This is a genomic window from Streptomyces rectiverticillatus (assembly GCF_013394065.1).
Lineage (GTDB): Bacteria > Actinomycetota > Actinomycetes > Streptomycetales > Streptomycetaceae > Streptomyces > Streptomyces rectiverticillatus.
In genome coordinates this window covers 2,656,530-2,672,199 of sequence record NZ_CP040752.1, presented here as the reverse complement: position 1 = coordinate 2,672,199, position 15,670 = coordinate 2,656,530, and the positions used below count along the sequence as shown (strand labels likewise).

At 73.1% G+C, this 15,670-nt stretch carries 12 protein-coding genes; 8 read left to right on the top strand and 4 right to left on the bottom strand.

Annotated features, from left to right (window positions below; all coding sequences use genetic code 11):
• Positions 1-14 precede the first annotated feature (14 nt).
• Together tesB and FGW37_RS11445 are read left to right on the top strand one after the other, a co-directional pair.
• The gene (tesB, locus tag FGW37_RS11450; protein WP_179080974.1) at positions 15-914 is read left to right on the top strand and encodes an acyl-CoA thioesterase II; all 900 of its coding nucleotides are present in this window, start codon (positions 15-17) and stop codon (positions 912-914) included.
• A 66-nt stretch (positions 915-980) separates the two neighbouring features.
• Positions 981-1,226, top strand: coding sequence for a hypothetical protein (locus FGW37_RS11445; RefSeq protein WP_179080973.1), 246 nt, complete (start codon positions 981-983; stop codon positions 1,224-1,226).
• 50 nt (positions 1,227-1,276) lie between these two features.
• Here the strand turns inward: FGW37_RS11445 and FGW37_RS11440 are convergent, their stop codons facing one another.
• Positions 1,277-2,065 (bottom strand): phosphatase, encoded by a 789-nt coding sequence (locus FGW37_RS11440; protein WP_179080972.1) that lies wholly within the window; start codon positions 2,063-2,065, stop codon positions 1,277-1,279.
• Positions 2,066-2,246: 181 nt separating this feature from the next.
• Between FGW37_RS11440 and speB the strand changes: the two genes are divergently transcribed.
• The 6 genes from speB to FGW37_RS11410 all read left to right on the top strand — a co-directional run bounded on the left by speB (position 2,247) and on the right by FGW37_RS11410 (position 12,935).
• Complete coding sequence (speB, locus tag FGW37_RS11435; RefSeq protein WP_106679822.1) at positions 2,247-3,218, top strand: agmatinase; 972 nt, start codon at positions 2,247-2,249, stop codon at positions 3,216-3,218.
• Positions 3,219-3,586: 368 nt separating this feature from the next.
• Positions 3,587-5,569: a potassium-transporting ATPase subunit KdpB gene (gene kdpB / locus FGW37_RS11430; protein WP_246430766.1), complete on the top strand. Its 1,983-nt coding sequence runs from the start codon at positions 3,587-3,589 to the stop codon at positions 5,567-5,569.
• 116 nt (positions 5,570-5,685) lie between these two features.
• Positions 5,686-6,783, top strand: a complete 1,098-nt coding sequence (locus FGW37_RS11425; RefSeq protein ID WP_179080971.1) for an esterase-like activity of phytase family protein — start codon at positions 5,686-5,688, stop codon at positions 6,781-6,783.
• 116 nt (positions 6,784-6,899) lie between these two features.
• A complete protein-coding gene (locus FGW37_RS11420) occupies positions 6,900-10,730 on the top strand; it encodes an ABC transporter ATP-binding protein (RefSeq protein WP_179080970.1) in 3,831 nt (1,276 codons plus the stop codon).
• A 74-nt stretch (positions 10,731-10,804) separates the two neighbouring features.
• Positions 10,805-11,386 carry a dihydrofolate reductase family protein gene (locus FGW37_RS11415; RefSeq protein WP_179080969.1) on the top strand — a complete coding sequence of 194 codons (582 nt, stop codon included), beginning with the start codon at positions 10,805-10,807 and terminating at the stop codon, positions 11,384-11,386.
• A 118-nt stretch (positions 11,387-11,504) separates the two neighbouring features.
• Complete coding sequence (locus FGW37_RS11410) at positions 11,505-12,935, top strand: S28 family serine protease (RefSeq protein WP_179080968.1); 1,431 nt, start codon at positions 11,505-11,507, stop codon at positions 12,933-12,935.
• A 24-nt stretch (positions 12,936-12,959) separates the two neighbouring features.
• Here the strand turns inward: FGW37_RS11410 and FGW37_RS11405 are convergent, their stop codons facing one another.
• The 3 genes from FGW37_RS11405 to FGW37_RS11395 form a co-directional block, all read right to left on the bottom strand.
• Positions 12,960-13,583, bottom strand: a complete 624-nt coding sequence (locus FGW37_RS11405; RefSeq protein ID WP_246430354.1) for a hypothetical protein — start codon at positions 13,581-13,583, stop codon at positions 12,960-12,962.
• A gap of 380 nt (positions 13,584-13,963) precedes the next feature.
• On the bottom strand, positions 13,964-14,584 hold the full coding sequence (locus FGW37_RS11400; protein ID WP_179080967.1) for a TetR/AcrR family transcriptional regulator: 621 nt from the start codon (positions 14,582-14,584) through the stop codon (positions 13,964-13,966).
• A 104-nt stretch (positions 14,585-14,688) separates the two neighbouring features.
• The gene (locus FGW37_RS11395) at positions 14,689-15,594 is read right to left on the bottom strand and encodes a LysR family transcriptional regulator (protein ID WP_179084640.1); all 906 of its coding nucleotides are present in this window, start codon (positions 15,592-15,594) and stop codon (positions 14,689-14,691) included.
• Positions 15,595-15,670: the final 76 nt, after the last annotated feature.

The following is a 15,670-nucleotide window of genomic DNA, read 5'->3' as shown; positions in this document are numbered from 1 at the left end:
AAGCCCCTGTCACCATGAACGAGCCCCTTACCCGCACCCCGCTGGACGACCTGCTCGCCCTGCTCGATCTGGAGCCGATCGAGGAGGACATATTCCGCGGCACCACCGGCCGCGCCGTCCTCGTGCCGCGCGTCTTCGGCGGCCAGGTCGCCGCGCAGGCCCTCGTCGCCGCCGGGCGCACGGTCCCCGCGGACCGCGCCCCGCACTCCCTGCACTCCTACTTCCTGCGGCCCGGCGACCCCGCCGTGCCCATCGTCTACACCGTCGACCGCATCCGCGACGGCGGCTCCTTCACCACACGCCGCGTCGTGGCCGTCCAGCACGGGCAGCCGATCTTCCACCTGTCGGCGTCCTTCCAGCGCCACGAGGAAGGCCTTGAGCACCAGGAGGCCATGCCGCCCGCGCCGGACCCGCAGACCCTCCCCACGGCGGCCGAGCTGCTGCCCCGGTACACGCAGCTCCTCGGCGGCCCCGACGTCGTGGACCGCATCCTGGACGCCCGCTCGGCGGTCGACCTGCGCTACGCGGACGAGCCGCCGTTCGGCAGCGTCGGGGAGCCGCGCGAACCGAAGTCACAGGTTTGGTTCCGTACCAACGGCAAACTGGCCGACGACCCCCTGCTGCACATCTGCCTGGCCACCTACGTGTCCGACATGACGCTCCTCGACTCCGTCCTCCTGGCCCACGGCCGCGGCGGGTGGGCCGTCGGCGACGTCGTCGGCGCGAGCCTGGACCACGCCATGTGGTTCCACCGCCCGTTCCGCGCCGACGAGTGGCTGCTGTACGACCAGGAGAGCCCCACCTCGCAGGGCGGCCGCGGCCTGGCCCGGGGGCGGATCTTCACCGAGAGCGGGCAGCTGGCGGTGTCGGTGATTCAGGAGGGCGTCGTCAGGGTCCCGCGTTCGCGCGCCTGACGGCCGGGCCCCGGCCGCGCGACTAGCCGGTAACATCGGTGAGTTGACGTCACCGGGAGGGGCAGGATGGCACGCGCGACCGCGCCGATGGGGAACATACTCAGGGTGTCGCTGATGGCCGCAGGGGCCTTGGGGATCGTCCTCGGGGTCGCCCTGGTCTTCCTGTGGCACTCCTCGCTCGTCGATCTGACGGGGGCGCCCCGGCTCGTGGGCTTCATCGTGTTCCGGGGTGCCGAAGCCGCCCTCATCTGGGGCGGGGCGTGGCTGTGCGTACGTGGCTGGAACGGCGGCGCCACGCCGGCCGAAGGCTAGAGCGCCCCTCCGGACCGGCCGCGAAAGGGTGTCCTGCGCGGTGGGAAGGCTCAGCCTCCCGCAGGGAGCCCCGCCGCCGCGAGCAGGTACGCCGTCATCGGCTCGTAGAAGCGCGGGTCCACCACGTGGTCGTCCATCGGGACGGCCACCTGCAGCGTGCCCTCCGCCTCCGCGAGGAAGAGCGCCGGGTCGTTGGAGTCCGCGTAGCCCACGGCGTCGATGCCGCGCTGCGCCGCGCAGCCCGCCCAGCCGTGGTCGGCGACGACCAGGTCCGGCAGCGGCCGGCCCGCGTGCAGCAGGCCGTCCAGGATCGCGGTCATCGGGTTGGGGGAGTGGGTGTGCCAGAGCGTCGCCCCGCCCTCGTACACCGCGACGTCCGCGAACTGCACGACGCAGCCCTCGTCCGCCGTCAGCCCGCCCGGGATCCGGACGATCTCGCAGCCCGCCGCGCGCATGGCCGCGGCCGTGGTGCGGTGCGTCTCCAGCAGGGCGCCCGGGTGGCCGGTCGCGAAGAGCACCCGCAGCCGGCTCTCCGCCGCCTTGCGCAGCACGTTCGCCATGCGGTCCAGGGCGTCGGCCGTCAGCTCGGGGTCGATGTGGTCCTGGCCGGCCCGGTGGTTCAGATCGTCGCTGACGCCGCAGCGCTCCGCCATCACGGCCAGCACGTCCTGCTCGTCCGTCCAGCGGTCGCCGAGCTCCAGGCCGAACCAGTACCGGCGGTCGCCGTTCGCCAGCTTGCGGTAGTGGTCGAGGTTGTTCTCGCGCGGCGTCGCCACCGCGCCGGCGATGCGCGTACGGACGAGGTGGTCGATCAGTGCGCTGCGGGTCGGTATCGGCATGCCGCTCATTGTCTCCCCCGATCACGTCGTGCTGGACGCGGTGTCCATATGGAGGGGCCGGACCCACGGTTACGTACATGTGCGGATTCCGCCGCCCTGCCTACCCTCGGGTACGTCCACCGCAGCCGCCCCGACGTTGGTCCGACCGTAACGCGTCCGTGATTCGAGAGGCTCCCCCAGCATGAGCACCCCCGCCCCCCGTGAACCGCGCGGCCCCGTCGACTCCTCCCGCATCCCGCGCTACGCCGGGCCCGCGACCTTCGCCCGCCTGCCGCGCCTGGACGAGGTCGGCACGGCGGACGTGGCCGTCGTCGGCGTCCCCTTCGACACCGGCGTCTCCTACCGGCCGGGCGCCCGCTTCGGCGGCAACGCCATCCGCGAGGCCTCCCGCCTGCTGCGCCCGTACAACCCGGCGCAGGACGCCTCCCCCTTCGCCCTCGCGCAGGTCGCGGACGCCGGTGACATCGCCGCGAACCCGTTCAACATCGACGAGGCCGTCGAGACCATCGAGGGCGCGGCCGACGACCTGCTCGGCACCGGCGCCCGCATGATGACCCTGGGCGGCGACCACACCATCGCCCTGCCCCTGCTGCGCTCGGTCGCCAAGAAGCACGGCCCCGTCGCCCTGCTGCACTTCGACGCGCACCTGGACACCTGGGACACCTACTTCGGCGCCGAGTACACCCACGGCACGCCGTTCCGCCGGGCCGTCGAGGAGGGCATCCTCGACACCGAGGCGCTGTCCCACGTCGGCACGCGCGGCCCGCTGTACGGCAAGAAGGACCTCACCGACGACGAGAAGATGGGCTTCGGCATCGTCACCTCGGCCGACGTCATGCGCCGGGGCGTCGACGAGATCGCCGACCAGCTGCGCCAGCGCGTCGGGGACCGCCCGCTGTACATCTCCATCGACATCGACGTCCTGGACCCGGCCCACGCCCCCGGCACCGGCACCCCGGAGGCCGGCGGCCTGACCTCCCGCGAGCTGCTGGAGATCATCCGCGGCCTGTCCTCCTGCAACCTGGTCTCCGCCGACCTGGTCGAGGTCGCCCCGGCCTACGACCACGCCGAGATCACCTCCGTGGCCGCGTCCCACGCGGCCTACGAGCTGACGACGATCATGTCGCGGCAGATCGCCGCGTCGCGCGGCTGACGCCACCCCTTCGGCGAGCGCCGGGCGGGCCGGGAAACCGGGCCGCCCGGCGCTCGGCGTTTCCAGGGGAGGGGCCCTGGAGGGCGTCAAAGGTGCGTCAGTCCGGACCTGCGGTCCGACAAGGGTGCGTAAGGATCCGGTGACGGGCCGTGCCCGGGCGGTTGGCTGAGGTGATCAGCCACCTCCGTCCCCCGTCGAAGGCCACCCCGTTGACCCTGCACCTCCTCCCCGAACAGGACGTCCGCCCGCCGAGCCCCGCCCCGCCGCGGGGGCGGAAACGGCACCGGCGGGTGGACGGGGGCGCCGTCGACCTCCGCCAGCTCGCCGTCTCCCTCCCGGACGCCTTCCGCAAGCTGCACCCCCGGGTCATGGTCAAGCACCCGGTGCTGTTCGTGGTCGAGGCCGGCTCCGTCCTCACCACCCTCTCCGCGCTCCTCGACCCGTCCCCCTTCACCTGGCTCATCAGCGTCTGGCTCTGGCTGACCGTGCTCTTCGCCAACCTCGCCGAGGCCGTCGCCGAGGGCCGCGGCAAGGCACAGGCCGAGACGCTGCGCGCCACCCGCGACACCACCGTCGCCCGCCGCCTGCGTACCTGGCGGGTGGGCATGGACCGGCGCGACTGGGTGGAGGAGCGGGTGGTCGCCGCGGACCTGCGCCCGCAGGACTTCGTCGTCGTGGAGGCCGGCGGGACCGTCCCCGGCGACGGCGAGGTCGTCGACGGCGTCGCGTCCATCGACGAGTCGGCCGTCACCGGCGAGTCCGCACCGGTGATCCGGGAGGCGGGCGGCGACCGCTCGGGCGTCACCGGCGGCACGAAGGTGCTCTCCGACCGGGTCGTCGTCCGCATCACCTCGCGTCCCGGGCACACCTTCCTGGACCGCATGATCGCCCTGGTCGAGGGCGCCGGCCGGCAGAAGACCCCCAACGAGCTGGCCCTGAACATCCTGCTCGCCTGCCTGACCGTGATCTTCATCCTGGCCGTGGTGTCCCTGCAGCCCATGGCGGGCTGGGCGGGCGCCCCGCAGACCATCACCGTCCTCGTCGCCCTCCTGGTCACCCTCATCCCGACGACCATCGGCGCCCTGCTGTCCGCGATCGGCATCGCCGGCATGGACCGCCTCGTCCAGCGCAACGTCCTCGCGCTGTCAGGGCGGGCCGTGGAGGCCGCCGGGGACGTCAACACGCTCCTTTTGGACAAGACCGGGACCATCACCCTCGGCAACCGCCGGGCGGCCTCCTTCGTGCCCGTCAAGGGCGTCCCGCACGAGCTGCTGGCCGACGCCGCCCAGCTCGCCTCCCTGGCCGACGAGACGCCCGAGGGCCGCTCGATCGTCGCCCTGGCGCAGCAGTACGGGATCCACCACGGCGACGAGGAGTTCGCGCACGGCCGCTTCGTGCCGTTCTCCGCGCAGACGAGGATGAGCGGAGCGGACTTCGCCTACGACGGCGAGTTCTGCCGCATCCGCAAGGGCGCCGGCAACGCGGTCGTGCAGTGGGTGGCCCGGCGCGGCGGCGAAGTGCCCGCCGAGGCCGGCTGGATCGCGGACTCCATCGCGGCCGGCGGCGGCACCCCGCTGCTCGTCGCCCTCGAGGACCGCGACGGCTGCCGGGTCCTGGGCGCCGTCCACCTCAAGGACGTCGTCAAGCCCGGCATCGCCGAGCGCTTCGCCGAGCTGCGCGCCATGGGCATCAGGACCGTCATGGTCACCGGCGACAACCCGCTCACCGCCAAGGCCATCGCCGCCGAGGCCGGCGTGGACGACTACATCGCCGAGGCGACGCCCGAGCACAAGCTCGCCCGCATCCGCGAGGAACAGGCCGGCGGCAAGCTGGTGGCGATGACGGGGGACGGGACGAACGACGCACCCGCACTGGCCCAGGCGGACGTGGGCGTGGCCATGAACACCGGCACCTCGGCCGCCAAGGAGGCCGGGAACATGGTGGACCTGGACTCCGACCCCACCAAGCTCATCGAGATCGTGGAGACCGGCAAGCAGCTGCTCATCACGCGCGGCGCGCTCACCACCTTCTCCATCTGCAACGACGTCGCCAAGTACTTCGCGATCGTCCCGGCCATGTTCGGCGGCGTCGCTGGCTACGAGGGCCTGGAGAAGCTCAACGTCATGGGCCTGCACAGCCCGTCCTCCGCCATCGCCTCGGCGATCGTCTTCAACGCCCTGGTCATCGTCGCCCTGATCCCCCTCGCCCTGCGCGGCGTGCGCTACGCCCCCTCCAGCGCGCACGCCCTGCTGCGCCGCAACCTCGGCCTGTACGGGGTGGGCGGACTCATCGCGCCCTTCGCCGGCATCAAACTCATCGACCTGCTGCTGCAGTTCGTGCCGGGGCTGTGAGGGCCGGTGGCCGGCCACCGTGTTTCCCCGGGCGTTCACTCGAATCAACTCCCGTGTCACGCAGGGCGATCTACGGTGGACGGCATCGCCCGCAGCCCACCCAGGAGGCCCGCCCCGTGCGTACCCGATCCGTGCTCGCCGCCGCCACCGCCGCACTGGCCGCGGCCACCTGCCTCACGACGACCGGGGCGGCTCCTGCGCAGGCGCACGCGTCCACGCACGCGTCCACGCGCGCGTGCTCGCCCTCCGCGTGGCTGGACGGCTTCTCCGACGGGCTGGACAAGACGACGTTCCAGGGGTCGTTCGTCGGCAACCTCTCGGCCCTCGCGACCGACGAGGACGGCACCGTCGCCGCGCTCTCCGACCGCTCCCAGCTGTTCTCGCTCGACGTGGAGCAGCGCAGCGGCGAGGCGCCGTCCGCGACACCGGTGCGGGCCGTGAACCTCGCCGACGAGAAGGGCGGTCCGGTCGACTCCGAAGGCCTGGTCGTCGACCGCGACGGCACCCGGCTGGTCACGTCCGAGACCGAGCCGTCCGTGCGCCGCTACGACAGGGACGGCAGGCTCCTGGGCCGGCTGCCCGTCCCGGAGGTGCTGCAGGTCGCCCCGGCCGGGCGCGCCGCGGCCAACCAGACCTTCGAGGGGCTGACCCTCCAGCCCGGCGGGCGCACCCTGATCGCCTCCATGGAGCAGGCGCTCGCCGGGGACGGGACGGACGCCGCCGGCAGACCGCTGGTGCGCCTGCAGAGCTGGCAGCGGCACGGCCGGCAGGACTTCGCCGCCGGACCGCAGTACGCCTACCCGGCCGACAAGGGCCTCGGCGTCGCGGAGATCGCCGCGGCCGGTGACGGCCGCCTCCTCGTCCTGGAGCGCGGCTTCACGGCGGGCGTCGGCAACACCGTGCGGCTCTACCTCGCCGACCCGCGCCGCGCGAGCGACGTCACCGCCGTCACGAACCTGCCCGGCGGCCCGGCCGTGCGGCCCGTGGGCAAGACGCTGCTCGCCGACATCGGCGCGTGCCCGTCCCTGGGGGCGACCGCCCGGCAGCCGCAGCCCAACCCGTTGCTGGACAACATCGAGGGGCTCGCCGTCACCCGGCCCGCCACCCGGCGGAACGGAGGATTCCTCCGCCTGCTTCTGGTGAGCGACGACAACCAGAACCCTGCGCAGGTCACCCGGCTCTACTCGCTCACGGTGCGCCTGCCGCGGCCGTAGGGGGAGCGCACCGCCCGCCCTCGCGCCCGTACTTTGTTGCGCCGGGATGAAATCCGCAGCCCAGGGCGTTGGGCCCTCCGTCAGCAGGACGAGAAGCGGCAGCACGGGAGGCTCGGGTGGCAGCGGCGAGGGAAACGACAGGTCAAGGATGGGCCAGACGGCTCGCCGGCTACTGCTGGCGCTACCGCGGCACGGTGCTCCTCGCCCTCGGCTCCTCGCTCGCCGGCATGGCCGTCATGGCGCTCGTGCCCCTCATACCCAAGCTGATCATCGACGACGTGATCGGCTCGCACCAGCGCCCGCTGGCCCCCTGGGCCACGCTCCTCATAGTCGCCGCCGTAGCCGTCTACGGCCTGACGTACGTCCGCCGCTACTACGGCGGGCGCCTCGCCCTCGACGTCCAGCACGACCTGCGGACCGAGATGCACAAGGCCATCGCGCGGCTCGACGGCCGGCGCCAGGACGAGCTGTCCACCGGCCAGGTCGTCGGCCGCGCGACCAGCGACCTCCAGCTCATCCAGAGCCTCCTCTTCATGCTGCCGATGATGATCGGCAACCTCATGCTGTTCGCCATCTCGCTCGTCGTGATGGTGGTCCTCTCCCCGCTCCTGACGGTCGTCGCCCTCGCCGTCGCGCCCGCCCTGTGGTTCATCGCCAAGCGCAGCCGCACCCGGCTCTTCCCCGCCACCTGGTACGCCCAGGGGCAGGCCGCGGCCGTCGCCGGCGTCGTGGACGGCGCGGTGACCGGCGTCCGCGTCGTCAAGGGCTTCGGCCAGGAGGCGCAGGAGAGCGCCAAGCTCCGCGAGGTGAGCCGCCGGCTCTTCGCCGGACGCCTGCGCACCGTGCGCCTCAACTCCCGCTACACCCCGGCCCTGCAGGCCGTCCCCGCGCTCGGCCAGGTGGCCATGCTCGCCCTCGGCGGCTGGATGGCCACCCGCGGCCAGATCACCCTCGGCACCTTCGTCGCCTTCTCGACCTACCTGGCGCAGCTCGTCGGCCCCGTGCGGATGCTCACCATGGTCCTCACCGTCGGCCAGCAGGCCCGCGCGGGCGTCGAGCGCGTCCTCGAACTCGTCGACACCGAGCCGGTCGTCCAGGAGCGCCCGGGCGCCGTAGAGCTGCCCCGGGACGCCCCCGCCACCGTCGAGTTCGACGACGTCACCTTCGGCTACGACCCGGCGCGGCCCGTCCTCGACGGCTTCTCCCTGCGCCTGGAGCCCGGCGAGACCGTGGCGGTCGTCGGCGCCTCCGGCAGCGGCAAGTCCACCGTCTCGCTGCTGCTGCCGCGCTTCTACGACGTCACCGGCGGCGCCGTGCGCGTCGGCGGCCACGACGTCCGCGACCTCACCCTGTCCTCGCTGCGCGCCGCCATCGGGCTCGTCCCCGAGGACAGCTTCCTGTTCTCCGACAGCATCCGCGACAACATCGCCTACGGGCACCCGGACGCCACCGACGAGCAGATCCGCGCCGCCGCGCGGGCCGCGCAGGCCGACGGTTTCATCGGCGAACTGCCCGACGGCTACGACACCGCCGTCGGCGAACAGGGCCTGACCCTCTCCGGCGGCCAGCGCCAGCGCATCGCCCTGGCCCGCGCGATCCTCACCGACCCCCGCCTGCTGCTCCTGGACGACGCGACGTCCGCGGTCGACGCGCGCGTGGAGCACGAGATCCATGAGGCGCTGCGGAGCGTCATGGCGGGCCGTACGACCCTGCTCATCGCCCACCGCGCCTCCACGCTGGCGCTCGCCGACCGGATCGCGGTCCTGGACGGCGGCCGGCTCGTGGACGTCGGCACGGCGGACGAGCTGGAGGAGCGCTGCGAGCGGTACCGCCTCCTGCTGACCGATCCGGGTGAGCTGGCCGGGGTGACGAGAGACCCCGCGGGGCGCGCCGCTCCGGTCGCCCTCGCCGGAGTCTTCGGCGGAGAGATGCCCGCCGCGGGCGTCCTCGACCGTACGGATGCCCTCGACCGTACGGACGGCCACGCGCGCGTGGAGACTCTTTCCCGCCCCGAGGGCGACGCCGCCCCGGTCAAGCCCCGGAGGTTCCTGGCCGACGGCGTCACCCCCTCCCTGTGGGTGCGCAAAGACGAGCCCGCAGGCAGCTCCGACGGCGTCACGGGCATGCCCGCCACGCCCGAACTGCTCGCCAAGGTGGCCGCACTGCCGCCCGCGGACGACACCCCCGACGTGGACGAGGAGCGGGCCGCGCGCCCGGAGGAGGCCTACGGGCTGCGGCAGCTGCTGCGCGGCTTCCGCACGCCGCTGGTGCTGAGCCTGCTGCTGGTGACGGTCGACGCCGTCGCCGGGCTGCTGCTGCCGGTGCTGATCCGGCACGGCATCGACCAGGGTGTCCAGCAGCTCGCCCTGGGAGCGGTCTGGGCGGCCTCAGGGCTGGCCCTGCTCGTGGTCGCGGCCCAGTGGGGCGCCCAGGTCGCGGAGACGCGGATGACGGGCCGCACGGGCGAGCGCATCCTCTACTCCCTGCGCGTGAAGATCTTCGCCCAGCTCCAGCGGCTGGGGCTCGACCACTACGAGCGCGAGCTCACCGGCAAGATCATGACGCGGATGACGACGGACGTGGACGCCCTGTCGACGTTCCTGCAGACCGGCCTGGTCACCGCCGTCGTCTCCGTCCTCACCTTCTTCGGCATACTCGTCGCCCTCCTCGTCATCGACGTCGAACTGGCCCTCGTCGTCTTCGCGACGCTGCCCCCGCTGATCGCCGGGACCGTCGTCTTCCGCCGCAAGAGCGTCAAGGCGTACGAGCTGGCGCGCGAGCGCGTCGGGCTGGTCAACGCCGACCTGCAGGAGAGCGTCGCGGGCCTGCGCATCGTGCAGGCGTTCCGCCGCGAGGCGGCCGGGGCCCGGCGGTTCGCGGAGCGCAGCTGGTCCTACCGGCAGGCACGCGTCCGCGGCCAGTGGCTGATATCGGTCTACTTCCCCTTCGTCCAGCTGCTGTCGTCCGTCGCCGCCGCCGCGGTGCTGATCGTCGGCGCAGGCCGGGTGGGCGACGGCACGCTCACGGCGGGCGCGCTGGTGGCCTACCTGCTCTACATCGACCTGTTCTTCGCGCCCGTCCAGCAGCTGTCGCAGGTCTTCGACGGCTACCAGCAGGCCACCGTCTCCCTCGGCCGGGTGCAGGGCCTGCTGCGCGAGCCGACCAGCACGCCCGTGGCCGAACGCCCGCGCCCGGTGCGGGAGCTGACCGGCGAGATCGTCTTCGACGACGTCGCCTTCCACTACGGCGACGGCGAGAACGCCCTGTCCGGCATCAGCCTGACGATCCCGGCCGGACAGACCGTCGCCTTCGTCGGCGAGACCGGCGCGGGCAAGTCCACCCTCGTCAAGCTGGTGGCGCGGTTCTACGACCCGACGGGCGGCGCGGTCCGCGTGGACGGCCACGACCTGCGCGAGCTGGACACCACCGGCTACCGGCACCGGCTCGGCGTCGTCCCCCAGGAGCCCTACCTCTTCCCGGGCACGGTGCGGGACGCCATCGCCTACGGGCGCCCGGACGCCGCCGACGCCGAGGTGGAGGCCGCGGCCCGCGCGGTCGGCGCCCACGACATGATCGCCACGCTGGACGGCGGCTACCTGCACCCGGTCACCGAGCGGGGCCGCAACCTCTCCGCCGGCCAGCGCCAGCTGATCGCCCTGGCCCGGGCGGAGCTGGTCGACCCGGACGTCCTGCTGCTGGACGAGGCCACCGCCGCCCTGGACCTGGCCACCGAGGCGCTGGTCAACCAGGCCACGGACCGGCTGGCCGGGCGCCGCACGACGCTCGTGGTCGCCCACCGGCTGACCACGGCGGCCCGCGCGGACCGGGTGGTGGTCCTGGACCACGGCCGCGTCGTCGAGGACGGCACGCACGCCGAGTTGCTGGCCCGTGAGGGGCGCTACGCGGACCTGTGGCGGACGTTCACGGGCGAGGTGGTGCCTGCGTAGGGCCGGAGGTCCCCCGCCCGGTAGGTTGACGCCGACAAGCCCGGACCGGGCGCTTCTCACCGAGCGGGGGACTCGTGCGCAAGCTCACCTACTTCATCGCCACCACCATCGACGGCTTCATCGCCGGGCCCGGTGACGAGTTCGAGTTCATGCTGTCGATCCTGGACGACGAATACGTCGCCGCGCTGATCGAGAGCTACCCCGACACCGTCTCCGCGCGCGGCCGCGAGGCCGTCGGGCTCGGCCCGGACAACAGGGACTTCGACACGGTCCTGATGGGCCGCAACACCTACGAGCCCGGCCTGTCGATCGGCATGACCAGCCCGTACCCGCACCTGCGGCAGTACGTCGTCTCGAAGTCCCTCGCCGTCAGCCCCGACCCGGCGGTCACCGTCTTCTGCGGCGACCCGGTGGAGCTGGTCCGCGACCTCAAGCAGGAGGAGGGCAAGGGGATCTGGCTGTGCGGCGGGGCGAACCTCGCGGGCCAGCTGCGCGGTGAGATCGACGAGCTCGTGGTGAAGATCAACCCGTTCGTGGCGGGGAAGGGCGTCCCGCTGTTCTCGGCGGAGTTCTCCCCGGAGCGCTACGACCTGAAGGGGACCCGCTCGTTCGGCAACGGCGTCGTGATGGTGACGTACGCCAAGCGGACCGGCTGAGCCCGGCGGGCTGCCGGGGCCGGCAGCAAGCAGCGGGAAGGGTGAGAGAAAAGGGTCTGGTGCGCAGGTCGGCCCCCCGGTAGGTTCGCGGCGAACTTGCGAACCCAGGGGAGGGCGAATGCGCAAGGCTCTCAGATGGCTGCTGGCGCTGACGGTGCTCGTGGGCACCGTCGGTGCCGGCAGTGCCACGGCGGGGGCGGCCGAGAAGGCCACCGAGCCGGACATCAAGGACCGCGTCCTGAAGATTCCGGGCATGAAGCTGGTCGAGGAGAAGCCCTACGAGGGCTACCGCTACCTCGTTCTGACCTACGATCAGCCGGTCGACCACCGGCGCCCGGCCAAGGGCACCTTCCAGCAGCGTTTCACGCTGCTGCACAAGTCGACGGACCGGCCGACCGTCTTCTTCACCTCCGGCTACAACGTCAGCACCAACCCCGGCCGCAGCGAGCCGACCCGCATCATCGACGGCAACCAGGTGTCGATGGAGTACCGTTTCTTCACCCCGTCGCGGCCGCAGCCCGCCGACTGGTCGAAGCTCGACATCTACCAGGCGGCCAGTGACCAGCACCGCCTCTTCACGGCCCTCAAGCCGCTCTACGGCAAGAACTGGCTGGCCACCGGCGGCTCCAAGGGCGGCATGACGGCGACGTACTACCGCCGCTATTACCCGAATGACATGAACGGCACCGTGGCCTACGTCGCGCCCAACGACATCGACAACAACGAGGACTCGGCCTACGACCGGTTCTTCGCGAACGTCGGCGACCAGGCCTGCCGCACCCAGCTCAACTCGGTGCAGCGCCAGGCGCTGCTGCGCCGCGGCGAGTTCGTCGCCCGCTACCAGAAGTGGGCCGACGAGAACGGCAAGACCTTCAAGACCCTCGGCAGCATCGACAAGGCCTTCGAGAACGTCGTGGTCGACCTGGTCTGGTCGTTCTGGCAGTACCACCTGCAGAGCGACTGCGCGTCCGTGCCCGCCACGAACGCCTCCACCGACGAGCTGTACAAGTTCGTCGACACGATCTCGGGCTTCGACGGCTACACCGATCAGGGCCTGGAGCGCTTCACCCCGTACTACTACCAGGCGGGCACCGAGCTCGGCGCGCCGAGCGTGAAGAACGCGCACCTCAAGGGCCTGCTCCGGCACCCCGAGACGCTCAATCCGCGCGCGTACGTGCCGCGGGAGATCCCGATGAAGTTCAAGCGCGGCGCCATGGCCGACGTCGACCGCTGGGTGCGTGAGGACAGCAAGCGGATGCTCTTCGTCTACGGGCAGAACGACCCGTGGAGCGGCGAGCCGTTCCGCCTCGGCCGGAACGCGGCCGCGCGTGACGACTACCGCTTCTACGCGCCGGGCGGCAACCACGGCTCGAACATCGCGCAGCTGGTCGCCGACGAGCGGGCCAAGGCCACGGCCAAGGTCCTGCAGTGGGCGGGCGTCGCCCCGGCGGCCGTCCGGCAGGACGAGGCGCACGCCAAGCCGCTCGCCCCGTACGACGCGAAGCTCGACAAGCCGGTCGTCGAGCAGCGGCAGGCCCTGCGGCCGTAACCGCGACCGCTCCCTCGGGGCGGGCTAGGCCAGGCGGCGGGCGCACCCGACGGGTGCCCCGCCGCCCACTTGTACGTACAGGTCGGTCGAGGGCGGGCACTCGGGCCGGGCCCCGACCCGGGCCGTGATGCGGTACTCGGGGGCGTGGGCCGCCGAGCCGTCGCAGGCGGTCTCCTTCACCACCCCGTCCCGCTGGGTGTAGAGGCAGTCGCCGGTCACCGTCACCGGCCCGCCGCCCATGCCGGGGTCGCCCGGGTGCGGCGGCTGGAGGTTGCGCATGCAGGCGTAGCCCTCGGGAGCGCTGTGCGCCTCCGAGGTGCCCTGGTCGAGGGCGGTGATGTGCAGGACGAAGTCGGTCTCGTCGGGGCAGCGCGGGCCGCCCGGGCGGGGGCCGTTGTAGCGGGCGAGGACCCGCGCTGCGGCCTCCCCGCTCCAGCAGGAGATCTCGGAGAAGGAGCCCGCGTTCCGCCCCGCGCACTCGCCGCGGGCCAGGAACGCCGGATCGCGCCCCGGGTGGGCGTGGGCGGCGGGGGTGCCGGCGGCGCCCGCAGCGGGCTGCTGGGCCCGGCAGCCGCTCAGCGCGGCGGTCGCTCCGGACGCGAGCAGCGCGAGCGCGAGCAGCGCCGTCCGCGGCGCGCCATGGCCCATGATGACCCCCGTCCCCCCGATGCGCTCCAGCCTGGCTTCCCGGGCCCGGCGCACACCAGACGTGCCGGGCGCACGGCGGCGGTGGAAACGATGTGTGTGCGGGCGCGTGTCACCGGGCGTACGCCGGGTGCGCACGCCATGTCCGTACAACCCTGCCCGTACGCCGTACCGGTCCGACCCGCCGCTTCGCCCGGCCGGGCCCGCCGCCGGCGCTGTGGAGCGGGGGGCGCGCCGACGACGGCGTGCTGCCTTCCGCAGGCGGCGGAGAGGGAGAGTCAGCAACCGGCCGGCGGCGCGGGCCGACACCGCTCTGCGGGTACGGCGGCAGCACGGCCCTTGGACGGGCGGCGCCCCGGGGCGGTTCCCGCACCCGGCGAGCGTCAGTCGTGCGCGCGCCGCTTCCCGCCGAGCGCGGGCAGCCGCCGCGTCAGCAGCCGTGCGCGCGGCGCGAGCCGCCGGGCCATCGCGAACACCGACTCGGTACGGGAGCGGTCGCTGTCCAGGACGGTGAAGAGGTTGACCCCCAGGTAGAAGGTGATCGCGGCGTTGGCGAGGTCGCGCGGCGGGGTCAGCCGCGCCAGCGGCGTCCCGCCGATGACCCGCTCCAGGGTCTGCTCGACGAAGGCGATCCACGGCTCGGCCCGCTCCCGGATCTCCGCGCGCAGCTCCGGCTTGGCGACGGCGGCGGCGACGAGCTCGGAGAACAGCGTCAGGTGCCCGGCCTCGATGTCGCTGCGGTACACGCGCGTGCCGGCGTCCACCAGGTCCTCGAGGGTGCGGGCGTCCGCGACCGCCTCGGTGAGCAGCTCCATGCGCCCGGCGGAGGAGCGGTCGAGCGCCGCGAACAGCAGCGGGTCGACGCCCCCGAAGTGATAGAAGACCAGCGCCGAATTGACCCCCGCCTCCTTGGCGATCGTCCGTGCGCTCGACTTGGCGTACCCCTGCGTCCGCAGCACGGTGTCCGCCGCCCGGATCAGCCGTTCCTTGGTGTCCACCGTCATGTGTGCAGCCCTCTCGCCGAGGCTGCATCATACGATTCGAGCGAGTGGTGCAACCATGCGCTCAAGCCGGTTGACCAGCTGCTCAACGTGCTCCGCCCGGTGGTTCAGTACGTCCTCAGGGGCCACTGCTCGTGGAGCGTGCGGACGGCCTCGGTGATCGCGGGACGGCGGGCCGCGCCCGTGCGCCACAGGGCGAAGAGCCGCCGCACGGGCACCGGCTCCAGCGGCACGGCGCGCACACCCGCGGGCAGCGGGCCCCGCCCCAGGCGGGGCATCAGCGTGATGCCGAGGCCCGCGGCGACCAGGGCGATGTGAGTGTGGTTCTCGGCGACCTGGTAGGCGAGGTCCGGCTCGTGCCCGGTGGCGCGCAGCGTCCGTACGAGCCAGTCGTGACAGACGGCGCCGGGCGGCTGGCAGATCCAGCGGTGGTGCGGCAGGTCCGTCCGGTCGAGCACCTCGCGCCCGGCCAGCGGGTGCCCCTCCGGCACCAGCACGTCGCACCGGTCGTCACCGATCACCGCCCGCTCCAGGCCCTCCGGGGCGGCCAGCGGGGCGATGTCCCAGTCGTGCGTGACCGCGAGGTCGATGACCCCTTGGGAGACCAGGTCGGCCGACAGGTGCGGGTCCACCTCCAGCAGCCGGGCGTCCAGCGCCGGGTGATCGCTGCCGAGCCGGGCGAGTACGCCGGGCAGCAGGCCGCGCGCGGCCGACGCGAACGCCCCGATGACCAGCCGGCCCGCCGGCCGCCCCCGGCGCTCCTCCAGCTCCGTCTCCGCCTGCTCGACCAGCGCCAGCAACTGCCGGGCCGTGGCGGCCAGGTGACGCCCCTCGTCGGTCAGCGCCACACCCCGCCCGCGCCGCTCCAGCAGCGTCGTGCGCGTCTCCCGCTCCAGCTTGGTGACGGCCTGCGAGACGGCCGACGGCGTGTAGCCCAGGGCCACGGCCGCGGCGCTCACCGAGCCGTGCACCGACACCGCGTGCAGCGCCCGCAGGCGGGCCAGGTCCAGCACGGAAGTCCCCCTCATCGTTTCAGCGTTGCTGAATCCCATCATGAAGGAACCTGTGCTGGTGCTACAGAGTCCGGGC

Bases quoted from the DNA above. Each gene is read 5' to 3' on its own strand.
- tesB (WP_179080974.1), top strand. From the start codon at position 15: ATGAACGAGCCCCTTACCCGCACCCCGCTGGACGACCTGCTCGCCCTG.
- FGW37_RS11445 (WP_179080973.1), top strand. From the start codon at position 981: ATGGCACGCGCGACCGCGCCGATGGGGAACATACTCAGGGTGTCGCTG.
- FGW37_RS11440 (WP_179080972.1), bottom strand. From the start codon at position 2,065: ATGCCGATACCGACCCGCAGCGCACTGATCGACCACCTCGTCCGTACG.
- speB (WP_106679822.1), top strand. From the start codon at position 2,247: ATGAGCACCCCCGCCCCCCGTGAACCGCGCGGCCCCGTCGACTCCTCC.
- kdpB (WP_246430766.1), top strand. From the start codon at position 3,587: ATGGTCAAGCACCCGGTGCTGTTCGTGGTCGAGGCCGGCTCCGTCCTC.
- FGW37_RS11410 (WP_179080968.1), top strand. From the start codon at position 11,505: ATGCGCAAGGCTCTCAGATGGCTGCTGGCGCTGACGGTGCTCGTGGGC.
- FGW37_RS11405 (WP_246430354.1), bottom strand. From the start codon at position 13,583: ATGGGCCATGGCGCGCCGCGGACGGCGCTGCTCGCGCTCGCGCTGCTC.
- FGW37_RS11400 (WP_179080967.1), bottom strand. From the start codon at position 14,584: ATGACGGTGGACACCAAGGAACGGCTGATCCGGGCGGCGGACACCGTG.